Source organism: Virgibacillus sp. MSJ-26 (genome assembly GCF_018918075.1).
Taxonomy (GTDB): domain Bacteria; phylum Bacillota; class Bacilli; order Bacillales; family Amphibacillaceae; genus MSJ-26.
This window is the reverse complement of the sequence record NZ_JAHLPW010000009.1, coordinates 29,670-44,315: the sequence shown is the minus strand read 5'-3', so window position 1 is coordinate 44,315 and position 14,646 is coordinate 29,670. Positions and strand designations below refer to the sequence as shown.

Here is a 14,646-nt window from a genome sequence, read left to right as displayed (position 1 = left end):
TTTTGCAGGGGCATGTTTCCTTTATCTCCTACGTAATGAATGGTCAATTAAAACCGATGCTCATGAGCTTCAACACGCTTGGCGAGGCGCAGTCCGTACGCTGCTAGACGGGTGCCCCGCGCTTTTGTTCATATAATTTTGTATAATCATTTATTCAACTTCTGGTTCGTCATACTCAAATCCTTTTGTATCAACTTCGACTTTTTCCATCACTTGATCTTCTAGTGGTTTATCTTGATCATTACGCTCGACTGAAACAATGTCATCAACTGTATCCATTCCTTCAACAACTTCTCCAAACCCTGCATAGTCGCCGTCAAGATGAGGTGAATCACTGACCATTATGAAAAACTGCGAACCAGCTGAATCAGGACTTTGAGAACGGGCCATTGAAATGACACCACGAGTATGTTTTAAATCATTATCAAAGTCATTGGAATTAAATTCTCCTTTGATTGCGTACCCTGGACCTCCTGTACCGTTACCATCAGGATCGCCACCTTGAATCATAAAGTCAGGGATAACACGATGGAAGATAAGTCCATCATAAAAGCCATTTTCAATGAGGGAAATAAAATTATTTACAGTATTGGGAGCGATATCGGGATATAGTTCAATTACAATTTGTTCCTCATTTTCCATAGTTATCGTCACAACTGGATTTTCATCTTTATTTAATTGTCCCGATTGATTGTTTTGCTCCGTCTCATTTTCGTTTTCAGTTTGATTCTCCTGTTCTTCTGCTTCTTGTTTATCTTCTGTACCGCAACCAATAATTAATACAGCAAGAATTAAAATCATACCAATAAGAAAAAACTTGCTATGTTTTGTGAACATTTTTTCACAAACCTCCTAAGTCGAAAAAGTCAATTGGATATAGTATAGCATTTTTTTTATGGACAGACTATTCTAAAAGCATACTAATACATTTTTTGCTTATACAGTGTATTCAACTTAAGTAACTCATCATAACAAAAACCATGTCCTAATTAATTTTGGACATGGTTTTTATTCTTATTTTGCGAAAACATGATTTCCTATTGTAGTGGTCACTTTCCGTGTAGAGACCCACTTACTTGTTGCTGTTTTTGGGTTGTAAAAATAGATTGATCCATTTCCTTGCCCTTTGTATGCAATAGCTTCGCTGACTGCCTTCATATCTTCATCGTTATACTCTTGGTTAATGGCACCGTCTTTAACAGGTGAGAAGGCATAGTGGCCAGAGACCTTTTCATAGATAACACCTTTAATAGAATTCGGAAAATCTTCATGTTTGACCCGGTTAAGAACCACTGTTGCGACAGCTACTTTTCCGGCATAAGGTTCTCCTTTCGCTTCGGCATGTACGAGTTTGGCGAGTAGTTCTTTTTCTGTTTTTGATATTGTATCAGGTACTTGAATTGCTTCACCGGCATACAAAGTATGGATGAAGCGACCATTAGCCATGTGCAAATTATCAATGGTTGTTCCAAATTTATTGGCGATTGACCAAAGGGAGTCCCCTTTTTTTACTGTATAAGAAGCTGCTTCTGTAGATAGCGGCAGCGTAAAAAGACTGATTGAAAATATAAATAAAAATGAAAGCTTTTTAAGTCGATTCATTTGTTAACCTCCTAGTTTTCTTGCTCACTTTAAAATAGTAATCGATGTAACATACTTTTTCATTAACAAATGTTGGATTTTTATTTTCACCTTGGTTGTTCACATACTAGTACGGGAAAAGGATAGTAATTGGAAAAGTACTCCAGAACTATTAATTTCAATATTATAGTTGCATTGGAAATAATAGGGTGTATTGTAATGTGTTTGTTACATAGAGATTACAAAATTATCGTATACTTCACGTAGATTTTCTTGTGTCACGTGCTCATTTAATAATGCCCTACTGAATTTTAATGTAAAGAATAATGACAGTATTTTTCTAAAATGTTATGTTAGTAAAAACATTGAATCATAGGAGTATATAACTATATACGGTGAAAAGGTGTTATCTATAAGAGACTTAACAATGAATTACTCTGGGAATCAAGTGTTAAATGGCATTGATCTTGAAGTTTAATAAAGGGCAAATTATTAAGTTAAAGTCTTGACATCTTTTTTTATATATTATATAATTAGTTCGAATTCGAGATATTATTGTGAAGGATGAGTTATAAATGAACTCTGAAAAAATCACTCAAGATAGTGATCTTTCTTTAAAATTATTTGTTGTTTTAAATAGGGCATTGCAATCGATTGAAAAGCAAGTTATTAAAGATATAAAAAATCATGGCTTGAATTTATCAGAGTTTGCGGTTCTTGAGCTGCTATATAATAAAGGTGATCAACCGATACAAAAAATCGGCCAAAAAGTACTACTTGCGAGCAGCAGTATGACTTATGTCGTCGATAAACTGGAAACAAAAGAATACTTAAAACGACGCGCTTGTCCAAATGATCGTAGGGTTACTTATGCAACCTTGACCGAATTAGGTAAACAATTGATGGACGATATTTTTCCAGAACATAAAAAAGCGATTGACCATATTATGGGCGGACTAAATTACGAAGAAAAAGAATCAATGATCGATCAACTAAAAAAATTAGGTTATTATGCCCAAAAAAATTAAGAAAGATAACTTAATTTTTTTATATAAATATCTCGAATTAGTAATGTATTAATTAAGGATAAAAAGAAAGGAGCATTATCTCACTATTCATCTTTGTTATAAACAGATTTTGAAATGAGTATGTTTAAGTTTTTCGTCTATCATGCAACAATATGTGAAACTGGAGCAACTTACAGTTAGGAATATAGCGTTAGCAGTACGTAAAGTTTACATTTCAATTAAAAATTGTAAATCAGGGAAAACTGTTAATGAAATATAAATTTAAAAGGAGTAATAAAATATGTCAAATGTTAAATTAACCATTGTTTACTACAGTGCAACAGGAACGAACCATACATTAGCTAAATGGGCTGAAGAAACAGCTAAAGCAGAAGGTGCTGAAGTAAGATTAGTGAAAGCTGGTGAACTTGCACCAGATGCAGCAATTGCATCAAATCCTGCCTGGCAAGCACACCATAATGAAACAAAAGATGTTGTTAAAGAAGCCACATCAGAAGATCTTGAGTGGGCAGATGCCATTATCTTCAGTACAGCAACACGTTTTGGTGGTATGGCTTCACAAATGAAACAATTTCTTGATATGCAAGGTGGACTATGGGCTAAAGGAGCTTTAGTTAATAAAGTAGTTAGTGCTATGTCTTCAGCTCAAAACGATCATGGAGGTCAAGAAGCAAGTATTCTTTCTTTATATACTTCATTGATGCATTGGGGAGCAATTGTCGTACCTCCTGGATATTCTGATCCAGTGTTATTTACAACAGGTGGGAATCCATATGGTACAAGTGTTACTGTAGATGCTGAAGGAAATATGTCACCAGACGTCAAGCCAGCCGTTGAAGTACAAGTTAAACGAACACTGGATATTGCAGGTCGTATAGTTGGAAATTAAATTTTTTATAAAAACTGATTAGGACTGACCTAGTCAGTTTTTATATTAATCTCAAAATCAAAAACTCAGATGAATAAAGTAGGGGGATGTCATGTTTTCCTTTAATCCAGAAAATAATACCGAACGTGAAAATTATAAGTTACTTATCGGGAGTGTAGTTCCAAGGCCGATTGCGTTTGTAACAACTGTGGCGGAAGACGGAACAGTAAATGGTGCACCATTTAGTTACTTTAATGTTGTTTCATCCAATCCTCCGCTACTTTCAATTTCTGTTCAACGAAGAAATGGGATTGTTAAAGATACAGCTAGAAATATATTGAAAAATAAAGAGTATGTCATACACATTGTTGATGAATATAACGTTAATGAAATTAATGCTACAGCAGCATCACTGCCACCTAACGAAAGTGAAATTCAAAAAACAAACTTAACACTTGTTGAAAGTGAACGAGTTAATGTCCCAGGTATTAGAGAATCTAAAGTGCGTTTTGAATGTATCCTAAAACATTCCCTGGAATTAGATGAAGATAATTCCGTGGGATCTGATCTTTTAATCGGAAAGGTCGTTCGATTCCACATTGATAAAGAAATCTATCAAGATGGAAAGATAAATCCCAATTTACTTGGTCCGATTAGCCGGTTAGCAGGTTCTGATTATGCAAAGATTGGAGAACTATTTTCTATCGAAAGACCAAAATAGAAAAATTGATATTGGAGGTTTTGAAACATGAATGAATTAAAAGGTGTTCACCATATAACTGCAATTACAAGCAGTGCAGAAAAAATATATGACTTTTTCACGTATGTATTAGGCATGCGCTTGGTTAAAAAAACAGTTAATCAGGACGATATACAAACCTATCATTTGTTTTTTGCTGATGACGCAGGGAATCCGGGGACAGATATGACTTTTTTTGATTTTCCAGGTGTCCCAAAAGGTAAACATGGTACCAATGAAATTTCAAAAACATCTTTTCGTGTCCCGACAGATGAAGCATTAGATTATTGGGCAAAACGTTTTACACGTCTCGACGTCAAACATACAAAAATTAAAAAACAATTTGGGAAAAAGACGTTATCATTTGTTGATTTCGATGATCAACACTATCAGTTGATTTCTGATGAAAATAATAAAGGTGTTGCTTCAGGAACGCCATGGAAAAAGGGACCGATACCACTGAAATATGCAATTACCGGTCTTGGACCAGTATTTGTACGTACCGCTCATCTTGATTACTTCAAAGAAATGATGGAAAAAGTCTTGTTATTTAAAAAAATTGCTCAAGAAGGTACCTTTCATTTGTTCGAAACGGGAAAAGGAGGAAATGGTGCACAAGTTATTGTAGAATTTAATGATAAATTACCACAAGCAAGACAAGGATACGGTACTGTTCACCATGCTGCTTTTCGTGTTGCTGACCGTGAGTCGCTGAATAAGTGGATAGAACAACTAAAAGAATTTAATCTCCCTAACTCTGGATACGTGGAACGTTATTATTTTGGCTCATTGTATACAAATGTGGCTCCCCAAATTTTATTTGAAATTGCGACAGATGGTCCTGGGTTTATGGGAGATGAACCATATGAAACATTAGGGGAAAAATTATCTTTACCACCATTTTTTGAATCAAAGCGTGCAAAAATTGAAAATTTGGTTCGTCCTATTGATACAGTTAGAAGTTCTAAAGACTTTGAAAAAGAGTATGAGAACTAACATGATAAGGAGAAATTAAGTGATGAAACATATCTTTCAAAAAGGAACTGATCAATCAAAACCGACATTCGTGCTTTTGCATGGAACTGGGGGAACAGAACACGATTTACTCCCTATTGCTGAAAAAATAGACCCTGAGGTAAATATCTTGAGTGTAAGAGGGAATGTTCTCGAAAATGGTATGCCTCGCTTTTTCAAGAGGTTGGCAGAAGGTGTTTTTGATGAAGAAGATCTGGTTTTCCGTACAAAAGAGTTATATGAATTTCTAGATAAAGCGGCTGAAAAATATGGGTTTAATCGTCACAACATATTAGCTATTGGATATTCAAACGGTGCTAATATTGCTGCAAGCTTGTTGTTTCATTATCAGGATGCGATTAAAGGGGCTATTTTACACCATCCCATGGTTCCTAGACGAGGAATAGAGCTTCCTGTTTTATTGGATAAGAATATTTTTATTGCGGCAGGTACCAATGATCCTATTTGTTCATCTCAAGAATCGGAGGAATTAAAATTTATCTTAGAAGAAGCCAAGGCAGAAGTACATTTACACTGGGAGAATAAAGGCCACCAATTAACAATGTCGGAAGTTGCTGCTGCCAAGGATTGGTATTTAGCTACGTTTAATGGGGCGTAAAATCCCAATAAACGAAGTTTTATTAAATATAAACTACTTTTTTAAAATCCCCCTATAAATTAAAGTAAGGACTTCACAAAATGAAAGAAATCAATTCGATTTTCTGTTATCATAGATTGTAAGTCTGAAAGATTTTAGGGGGGAAAAGTTTGGACAATAATACAAATTTGTCACACGAACAAATCGAAAAGATAAAAAAGTTCGGTAAACGAATAGGGACTATTGTTGCTGTATTACTGTTTGTTGTCATCATTGGTCTCATCACATTTCAATGGCTGACAAATTATATATGGATGGACTCACTTGGGTTCGGAAAAGTATTTACAACCATTTTTACAAGCAAAGTATACTTAGGAGTTGCTGGCTTTTTAATATTTAGCGTCATTTCCTATTTCACTTTATTTTGGATTCGTTTTTCTTATATGGGGCACTTAGGATCTGAGGGAGTACCACCCATTATTCGGTATCGTAAATCAAGCACGCTGATCATGCTTGCAATTTCTGTGTTTTTAGGACTTTTAGGAAGTTCAATTGTCCAAGGAGTTGGTTGGGAGCCAACACTTAAACTATTGAATCATGCCTCATTTAATGAAAAAGACCCATATTTTAATATGGACGTATCATTCTATATTTTCATTTTGCCATTTGTGAAATTCATTCTTTATGTATTACTGGGCTTAGGCGTCTTTTTCTTATTAATCGAAGTTGGGGCATACTCTGTTTTTAATATGTATCGGATGAGTCGCTCAGCTCAATTACATATGGGAGTTACACTTAGCTTTATTGGACTCCTTTTAGCAGGCATTCATATACTTGCACCATATGAAACCTTACTAACCAATCAAGTGAATCTCTTCCAACAAAGTGTTGTGCACGGCATGAGTTTTACTGACAAGGTTATCAATATTCCAAAGGCTTATATTTTAGCAGCAGTTGCAATCATCGGAACGATCTGGATAATTATTGGTTTAAGTCGTGGCAAGTTAAAAACAATGCTTATTCCAATTGTTGTTTATGTGGCTTTAGTTATTGTTGGGCAAGGTGCAGCAATTGTTACACAAAACTTTATTGTATCACCAAATGAATTTTCTAGAGAGAAACCTTTTTTAGAGCATAATCTCCAGTATACGAGATCAGCGTATGGTCTAGATGATATCAAAGAAGAGGAACATCCCGGTGAACATACGTTGAATGAAGACATGGTAAAAGATAATGAACTGACATTAAATAACGTTAGATTAAACGATTCACGACCACTTCTAGACATCTATAATCAACTTCAAACCTTTAGAACATATTATAAGTTTAATGATATGGATATCGATCGTTATGAGATTGATGGCGATTATGAACAAGTGTTTGTTGGAGCAAGAGAATTGAGTACAGATGATTTACCAGATCAAGCTAAAACTTGGGTAAATAGTACCTTAAGATATACACATGGATATGGTGTGGCAATGAGCCATGTTAATCAGGTAACAAGTCAAGGACAGCCTGAATATATGGTGAAAAATATTCCACCTGAAGGAACAGTGGATGTAACAAGACCACAAATATATTTTGGGGAAGAGCCTTATCCAAACGTTATCGTTAATTCAAAGGTAGATGAATTTGATTATCCGACAGGTGACGAAAATCAATCCCATCGCTTTGAAGCAGAGTCAGGAATTCCTTTAAAAGGAATTAATCGTTTCCTGTTTGCATTAGAGGAGAAGTCTTTTAGAATGTTGGTTTCAGATCAAATCACAAAAGATAGTCAGTTTTTAGCAACACGTAATATTATGGATCGTGTGAAAAAAATTGCTCCATTTCTACAATACGATGATGACCCTTATATTATAGTGAGAGACGACGGCTCACTTGCATGGATAATAGATGCGTATATGTCAGCAGAAAATTATCCATACTCAGAGGCATTTGATGGCAGAAAAAATTATATCCGGAATTCGGTTAAAGTTGCTATTGACGCTTATACGGGTGAAGTCGACTATTATATTGTTGATCCAGATGATCCATTAATGAAGACATATGATAATATCTTCCCGGATCTTTTCACATCGGATATACCTGAAGATATTCAAAGTCATTTCCGTTATCCAACTGATTTATTTGAAATACAGGCATCCATGTATGGGACTTATCATATGTCAAACTTAGAAATCTTTTATAATCGTGAAGACTTCTGGCAATTTCCAACAGAAAAGTACTTCAACAAAGATATCGAAATGGAGCCGTACTATATCACCATGAAATTACCTGAATACGATGAAGAAGAATTTATTCTCATGATGCCGTATACGCCGAAGAAGCGACAAAATATGATTGCTTGGATGGGTGTACGTAATGATGGAGATAATTATGGGGAAATGTTTGTCTATCGCTTCCCTAAACAGAAAAATATTTATGGGCCACAACAGATTGAGAATAGAATCAACCAAGATAGTTATATTTCACAGCAATTGAATCTTTGGTCACAAGGTGGGTCCGAAGTCATTCGTGGTAACCTTCTTGCGATACCGATCCAAGATACAGTATTGTACGTTGAACCTGTCTATATTGAATCTTCCAATGAAACATCTCTACCTGAAGTCAAACAAGTTATTATGGCCTATGAGGATAATATTGTGATGGAAGATACATTTGATAATGCTCTTGAAGAAATCTTGTCTAAAGTGGATTCGGATTTTAAAGCTGAAGAGACTGAAGACAAGGAAGATAAGGATAAAGACGCAGCCGAAGACAGTGAATTAGAGGATGAACCTGATACAGAAGAAACACCAGATCCTATCTTAGGAGCTGACGAGCTATTGGATGAAGTTTCAGAGCTGTTTGATGCTTATCGAGACGCCCTATCTGAAGGTGATTGGGAAGAGGCAGGCGAAATTATGTCTGAGATTGAAGCGCGATTAGAGGAACAACAGTAAACCGAGTAAAAAATAATACAGGATTTTCTAAATTACAATATAAAAAATCCGAACAAATTCGAGTCTCTTTTGAAAAGACACGAAATATTGTTCGGATTTTTCTATAGCGTATTATTAATTCCCTTTTTTATTTGTTTACTTTAGTAGTTAATCTCCTTTGTTCATTCAGTAATCGATCAAGTTGAGTCGATATTTTTAAAATCGTGTCTTCATCTTGGCGTTCGTTATATGCTTGATACATTTTATCTCTAATCTGTTCTATTTTTTCTTCTAGTTCATTCAAGTTTTTTACCCTCCAGATTCTTTATACAATGTACCGTATCCTGTTTGGTAAGTATTAAACCTCCTCTTTGCCACTTTTGCCTGATTACTGATGAAATCATAAGTATCATGCCGCATTTATTAGGATTTTCCATGAATTTAAGTATTATCTCTTGATGGCTCATTAAATGTTGTTAAATAGAATAGCATTAATAAATAGGGTTGTACAGCTTTGCTATCGGAAGGAGTCCTCAATGAAACGAACAATTGTTAAAGGTGGATTAGTATTAATCGGTGCGATTTTCCAAGGGTTTGGTATGGGGGTTTTTCTATTTCCTCACGCCATACCATCAGGGGGAGCGGGAGGTATGGCCATTTTGATTAATTATTGGCTTAATATTAGAATGGGACCCGCTCTTTGGGTTGTAAACTTTTCTTTCCTCTTATTAGGCGTTAAATATTTGGGGAAAAGATTCGCGTTATGGACGTTCATTGGTATTACAATGACTTCTTTTGCTATACATTTTTTTGAAAGTCATGTAGTGATCTTAAATAGACATATACTTTATGATTTGGTGATTGGTTCAATTTTTCTTGGGACAGGCATTGGCACTTTGATGCGTGTAGGCGTTTCAAATGGTGGTGTTGGAGTATTGGCCTTTATGATTTCAAAGGCGAGAAGCAGTTTACCTGGAAAGCCCTTACTTATTATCAATTGTACCATATTTCTGATGACAGCGGCGATTATAAGTTGGAAAATATTTTTCCTGGCCTTATTAAGTCAATGGATCTCAACTACAGTTATTGATTTTGTATTTAGATTTCATACCAGTACATCTTCTCCAACTGGATAGACAACTTCAAAGATAATTATAACGAAATACTGTTTCTTTATTTTCTTTTCCATCAAATCCTTTTACCTTGATGAACAGGAGGACAAGTAATCCAATGATTAATGTCAAGGTGGCAAGTGATAAAAACATCCCTTTTATCGACCACTCCATTAAACGAGCAAAAACAGGCGGACCGATCGCAACACCAATAAAGCGAACAGAATTATACAACGATGTGACAAAACCTCGTTTGGATTTTCCTACTGAACCTGTTATTAGACTGTTTACACAAGGTAAAATAAGACCAGCACCAACACTGCTGATACTAAGTATAGCTAGAAAAGGAATAAGTTTTCCAAAAAAAGCTAATAAAATATAAGATGCAGTCATAAGGCCAAAGCCTATTAGCATCCAAAGTTTCATTTTTTCTAGATTTTTTCCAATTTTACTGCCGGTTAAATAAGCGGTGGTTACCATAACGAGCAGTGGAATTGCCAAAATAACACCCTTGATGACACCCTCAATTTTATGTTTTTCCTCTAAAACGTCAGATAAAAAGAAAAGAATACCAAATAACGTAAAAAGACATACTCCACCAGCTAAATAACAAATAAACAACCATCTACCTTCTAATTTAAAGACGTTTAAAAGACCGTGAAAATACTTACGAAAAGGAGGTGGCGCTTCACGATACCCTTTTTCCTTAATGAAAATCCAGGTCAAAATAACAGCTATAAGGCTTAGTATAGGAATAGCGTAAAAAACAGAGTACCATACAATGAGGCCAAAGAGTGAGCCAAAGATTGGTGATAATACTTTACCAAGTCCGTTTGAAGATTCAAGAATGCCAAGCACTCGACTTTGTTCCTCACCTTTAAAAAGATCACCTGTTAAAGCCATGGCAATCGGAGCACTCCCTGCTGCCCCTATACCCTGGACCACTCTGCCGATGAGTAACCAGATATATGAGTTTAATGTTGAAGACCCTAGTCCAGCAATGACTCCACCAATAATTGTTAATATGAGTGAAGGTATAATAATTACTTTTCTCGAAAATCGATCGGAAAAATAGCCTAAAATTGGTATGAAAATGGCAGCAGCAATCGAGTAAACAGTAATGGTAAAACTGACTTGTAATTGTGAAAGTTCGAGTGATGATTTCATTGCTGGAAGTATTGGGATGAGCATAGAATTTCCCAACGTCATGATAAGCGGAATGGATCCAATGGCTGCAATGGCCATTCCTTGACTTTTTTTTGCCATTTAAGTCACTCCTGTAATCATGTTATTTTAAATTAATTGGTGGGGGTGTATACCAACCTTTATCTTTCGTAATGGTAAGGAGTTTAATTTCAAATTCAGCTTTTTGGGAATGAAATTCTTCAAATAGATTTTTAATATTTTCTTGTGTTGACATACCTATGATGTAACTGCATTGAAGTTGACTTGCTAATAATTCTTTTTGAACGAGTCTCGCTATTTCTGAATCATTAAACCTTGCCCCTGCAGGGATATCCTGAATTTCTACATTAGGCTTGTCTGGTGGTGCAGGTGGTAACCTGATACCTGTCTCTTTCAATATAACTTCCACTTGTTGCTCTTCCTCCGTTAAATTGCTTTCCATCATATCGTCAAGAAAAAGTTTCAAATCTTTATCTTCAGTGTGATTACGTGCAACTTGTATTGTGACTATAATTTCTTTAGCTTCATATAGATAGTTCCATAAATGATAAACTTCACCGGAATGATAAGGTTCCTTAGTCAATATTCATCCTCCTTTTTAGATCAATACACCGCATATCAGCAAAATTTTCACTTTCTTAGTATTTACTATAGCTTATAAAAATATGTTTGAATTTTTTAAGGACAGGAACCTACCAAAATTTTATACATAGGCTAACTTAGAAGTTTATTATGGGCAAATAAGGTGGGAAATATGAGACATAAAATAGTTTTATTATGGTCTAGTTTAGCTTTGTTGATGTTAATCGTAATCGGATGCAGTTCCCAAGAGATTTCGTCTGCTATGCAAGATAAAGAAGATAACGTGATTCGTATTGGTTATCAAAAGAATGGGCCTCTAGTGATTGTAAAGTCCCTCGGCTCACTTGATGAAAAACTGGAGTCAAGAGGATATGATGTTGAATGGAAGGAATTTCAGGAAGGTCCTGCCTTAGTTGAGGCATTAAATGCAGGTAGTATTGATATAGGGCGAACAGGAAATTCGCCAGTAATCTTTGCACAAGCAGCTGAAGCTTCTTTTGTTATATTAGCAGCTGGGAAATCGAAATTTCATGGTAGTGGAATATTGGTTCGAGAGAATTCAAATATAAAGCAAATAAAAGATTTAAAAGGAAAAGAAATTGGCTTTGCCAAAGGTTCTAGTTCACATTTTTTATTAGTCAAAGCACTTGAACAAGACGGACTTAATTACGAGGATATTATCCCAGCTTTTTTAACTCCAGGCGATGCGCGAGTTGCTTTTGAACAAGGAAATATCGATGCCATAGTTGTTTGGGATCCATTTACCGCTTCAACCGAAATTAATTCGGATGGGAAAATGCTTGTAAATGGTGAAGGTTTATCGACAGACCGAGATTTCTTTATAGCGACTGAATCGTTTGCAGTTGCCCATGCAGATATAGCTGACATGATTATCAATGAGGTAACAGAGTCATCTGAATGGGCAAACAATAATCATGACGATTTAATACTTATGCTAGCTCCCATTTTAAATATCGATGAAGAATCCATTCAAATGGCAGTGGAAAGAAGGACATATGGTGTTGATGATATAACGGAAGAGATAATTGAGGAACAACAAGAAATTGCAGATACTTTTTATGAATTAAATATAATACCTAAAGAAATAAATGTACGTGATGTTATGGAGTAATGAGAGAGATGAATTTTTGAGGAGGTGGTAATTTGAAACGGGATCGAAACGTATTCAAAAAAATAATACCATGGCTTGTCCCTGTTTTATTATTAATTCTATGGCAATTATTCTCTTGGGTGGGAATCATACCAGACAGAATATTACCTGCACCTTCAGCAGTATTTCAAGCTGGTATATCTCTTATGATAACAGGTGAACTATTTACTCATCTTTCCGCAAGTCTTTGGCGGGCATTAATTGGCTTCCTAATAGGAGGAGGAATCGGATTTTTATTAGGGCTATTTAATGGAATATTCCGTTTCTCTGAACTTTTATTTGACACATCTGTTCAAATGTTGAGGAACATTCCACATTTAGCCTTGATTCCTCTCGTCATTTTATGGTTTGGTATCGACGAAATGTCTAAAATTTTCTTAGTGGCTCTCGGTGTGTTATTTCCTGTTTATCTTAATACCTATCATGGTATTAAGTCTGTTGATAAAGGACTGATTGAGATGGGGCGCGCTTACGGCTTAAAAGGAAAATCATTATTTTTTCACGTTGTTTTTCCTAGTGCAATGTCTTCTATTTTAGTTGGAATTCGCTATGCACTTGGAGTGATGTGGTTGACTTTAATTGTAGCTGAAACCATATCGACACATGCTGGCATAGGTTATATGGCAATGAATGCACGAGATTTTATGCAAATGGACATCATTGTTCTTAGCATCGTTCTTTATGCTTTATTAGGTAAAATATCCGACATCATTGCTAAGTATTTTGAAGAGCGATATCTCAGATGGAACACGTAGAAGGAGAGATCTATTTTGGAATCTTTGGTAAATGAAAAAAATCATATGGTTTTAAGAGATATAAAAAAGAACTACGAAAAATTATCTGTATTAAAAAATGTTAATTTAAACATCATGAGAGGTGAGTTTATAGCTGTCATTGGTAAAAGTGGATGTGGTAAGAGCACACTTTTACGATTAATGGCAGGTTTAGAAGAACAGTGTCATGGTACAATTTATATGAATGATAAACCTTTAGATAAATTAAATGAAAAGGCACGAATCATGTTTCAAGACGGGAGGTTGCTCCCCTGGAAAGACGTGCTAGATAACGTGTGTATTGGACTTTCTAAAGATAATAAATATAGAGCAATTGAAGCCCTTAATAATGTTGGACTAAAAGAGAAGATGAATGACTGGCCCAGTCAATTATCAGGTGGTCAAAAGCAAAGGGTTGCTTTAGCGAGAGCTTTAGTCCATAATCCAGAATTGCTTTTGCTTGATGAACCCCTTGGAGCTTTGGATGCTTTTACTAGAATCGAAATGCAGGCACTCATCGAAAATTTATGGAAAGAACGAGGGTTCACTTCAGTTTTGATAACCCATGACGTTGAAGAAGCCGTCGCTATGGCTGACCGGGTGGTTTTAATCGAAGACGGTTTGATTGCTTTAGACGAACATATTAACTTAATAAGACCTCGTGAACGTACCCAAGAAGCTTTTTCTTACTACCATAAAAGAATATTAGATCATATTATAGGAAGCAATCATTGTCAAGATACGCTAAAGGGAGACGTAATAGACTTAACTGCTTTTAACCCCGTAAAGAATACAAGCAACACCTAAAACGATCCAAATCATTTTCTGAATCGGTAATTTATCAGCCATATCATAAAGACCCACTGATATAGATACAATTAAAAATAATGGTCCAATTAACGATAAAGAACCATTAATAACTAAAGCTTTTTCAATATCATTAAATCGTAACATAAGAAATGCCGCAAATAATTCAATTGAACCAGACAATACCCTTAATAATGCCATTACTATAATTGCTTTTTGTAAAAAAGTAAGCATTGTATTCCTCCACGATCTAACATCTGTTTT

General features: G+C 35.3%; 15 protein-coding genes and 1 pseudogene. 10 read left to right on the top strand and 6 right to left on the bottom strand.

Annotated features, from left to right (window positions below; translation table 11 throughout):
• Positions 1 to 150 precede the first annotated feature (150 nt).
• Together KQI49_RS10005 and KQI49_RS10000 are read right to left on the bottom strand one after the other, a co-directional pair.
• Positions 151 to 837 carry a peptidylprolyl isomerase gene (locus KQI49_RS10005; protein WP_216488551.1) on the bottom strand — a complete coding sequence of 229 codons (687 nt, stop codon included), beginning with the start codon at positions 835 to 837 and terminating at the stop codon, positions 151 to 153.
• A gap of 177 nt (positions 838 to 1,014) precedes the next feature.
• Complete coding sequence (locus tag KQI49_RS10000; protein WP_216488550.1) at positions 1,015 to 1,602, bottom strand: cell wall hydrolase; 588 nt, start codon at positions 1,600 to 1,602, stop codon at positions 1,015 to 1,017.
• A 554-nt stretch (positions 1,603 to 2,156) separates the two neighbouring features.
• On the opposite strand from KQI49_RS10000, the gene KQI49_RS09995 reads away from it, so the two are divergent.
• The 6 genes from KQI49_RS09995 (at position 2,157) to KQI49_RS09970 (ending at position 8,773) form a co-directional block, all read left to right on the top strand.
• Positions 2,157 to 2,609, top strand: a complete 453-nt coding sequence (locus tag KQI49_RS09995; protein ID WP_216488549.1) for a MarR family winged helix-turn-helix transcriptional regulator — start codon at positions 2,157 to 2,159, stop codon at positions 2,607 to 2,609.
• Between the two features lie 280 nt (positions 2,610 to 2,889).
• Positions 2,890 to 3,498, top strand: coding sequence for an NAD(P)H:quinone oxidoreductase (wrbA, locus tag KQI49_RS09990; protein WP_216488548.1), 609 nt, complete (start codon positions 2,890 to 2,892; stop codon positions 3,496 to 3,498).
• 91 nt (positions 3,499 to 3,589) lie between these two features.
• Complete coding sequence (locus KQI49_RS09985; protein WP_216488547.1) at positions 3,590 to 4,198, top strand: flavin reductase family protein; 609 nt, start codon at positions 3,590 to 3,592, stop codon at positions 4,196 to 4,198.
• Between the two features lie 27 nt (positions 4,199 to 4,225).
• Entirely contained in the window at positions 4,226 to 5,212 is a 987-nt protein-coding gene (locus KQI49_RS09980; protein WP_216488546.1) for a ring-cleaving dioxygenase, read from the top strand.
• Between the two features lie 19 nt (positions 5,213 to 5,231).
• Positions 5,232 to 5,849 carry an alpha/beta hydrolase gene (locus tag KQI49_RS09975; RefSeq protein ID WP_216488545.1) on the top strand — a complete coding sequence of 206 codons (618 nt, stop codon included), beginning with the start codon at positions 5,232 to 5,234 and terminating at the stop codon, positions 5,847 to 5,849.
• Between the two features lie 149 nt (positions 5,850 to 5,998).
• Positions 5,999 to 8,773 carry a UPF0182 family membrane protein gene (locus tag KQI49_RS09970; protein ID WP_216488543.1) on the top strand — a complete coding sequence of 925 codons (2,775 nt, stop codon included), beginning with the start codon at positions 5,999 to 6,001 and terminating at the stop codon, positions 8,771 to 8,773.
• Between the two features lie 127 nt (positions 8,774 to 8,900).
• On the opposite strand, the gene KQI49_RS09965 is transcribed toward KQI49_RS09970, so the two are convergent.
• Positions 8,901 to 9,056 (bottom strand): Spo0E family sporulation regulatory protein-aspartic acid phosphatase, encoded by a 156-nt coding sequence (locus KQI49_RS09965; RefSeq protein WP_253286774.1) that lies wholly within the window; start codon positions 9,054 to 9,056, stop codon positions 8,901 to 8,903.
• Between the two features lie 232 nt (positions 9,057 to 9,288).
• On the opposite strand from KQI49_RS09965, the gene KQI49_RS09960 reads away from it, so the two are divergent.
• A complete protein-coding gene (locus KQI49_RS09960) occupies positions 9,289 to 9,888 on the top strand; it encodes a YitT family protein (RefSeq protein WP_216488541.1) in 600 nt (199 codons plus the stop codon).
• Between the two features lie 6 nt (positions 9,889 to 9,894).
• On the opposite strand, the gene KQI49_RS09955 is transcribed toward KQI49_RS09960, so the two are convergent.
• Both KQI49_RS09955 and KQI49_RS09950 read right to left on the bottom strand, forming a co-directional pair.
• Entirely contained in the window at positions 9,895 to 11,130 is a 1,236-nt protein-coding gene (locus KQI49_RS09955; protein ID WP_216488539.1) for an MFS transporter, read from the bottom strand.
• Positions 11,131 to 11,152: 22 nt separating this feature from the next.
• On the bottom strand, positions 11,153 to 11,632 hold the full coding sequence (locus KQI49_RS09950; protein WP_253286773.1) for a DUF3231 family protein: 480 nt from the start codon (positions 11,630 to 11,632) through the stop codon (positions 11,153 to 11,155).
• Positions 11,633 to 11,803: 171 nt separating this feature from the next.
• Here KQI49_RS09950 and KQI49_RS09945 point away from each other — a divergent pair, with 171 nt between their 5' ends.
• The 3 genes and pseudogenes from KQI49_RS09945 to KQI49_RS18915 all read left to right on the top strand — a co-directional run.
• Positions 11,804 to 12,763: an aliphatic sulfonate ABC transporter substrate-binding protein gene (locus tag KQI49_RS09945; RefSeq protein WP_216488537.1), complete on the top strand. Its 960-nt coding sequence runs from the start codon at positions 11,804 to 11,806 to the stop codon at positions 12,761 to 12,763.
• Between the two features lie 32 nt (positions 12,764 to 12,795).
• The gene (gene ssuC / locus KQI49_RS09940) at positions 12,796 to 13,557 is read left to right on the top strand and encodes an aliphatic sulfonate ABC transporter permease SsuC (protein WP_216488535.1); all 762 of its coding nucleotides are present in this window, start codon (positions 12,796 to 12,798) and stop codon (positions 13,555 to 13,557) included.
• Positions 13,558 to 13,602: 45 nt separating this feature from the next.
• A pseudogene (locus KQI49_RS18915) lies at positions 13,603 to 14,068 on the top strand (ATP-binding cassette domain-containing protein); the annotation flags it as partial.
• 272 nt (positions 14,069 to 14,340) lie between these two features.
• On the opposite strand, the gene KQI49_RS09930 reads toward KQI49_RS18915, so the two are convergent.
• Positions 14,341 to 14,616 (bottom strand): YqhV family protein, encoded by a 276-nt coding sequence (locus tag KQI49_RS09930; protein ID WP_216488534.1) that lies wholly within the window; start codon positions 14,614 to 14,616, stop codon positions 14,341 to 14,343.
• Positions 14,617 to 14,646: the final 30 nt, after the last annotated feature.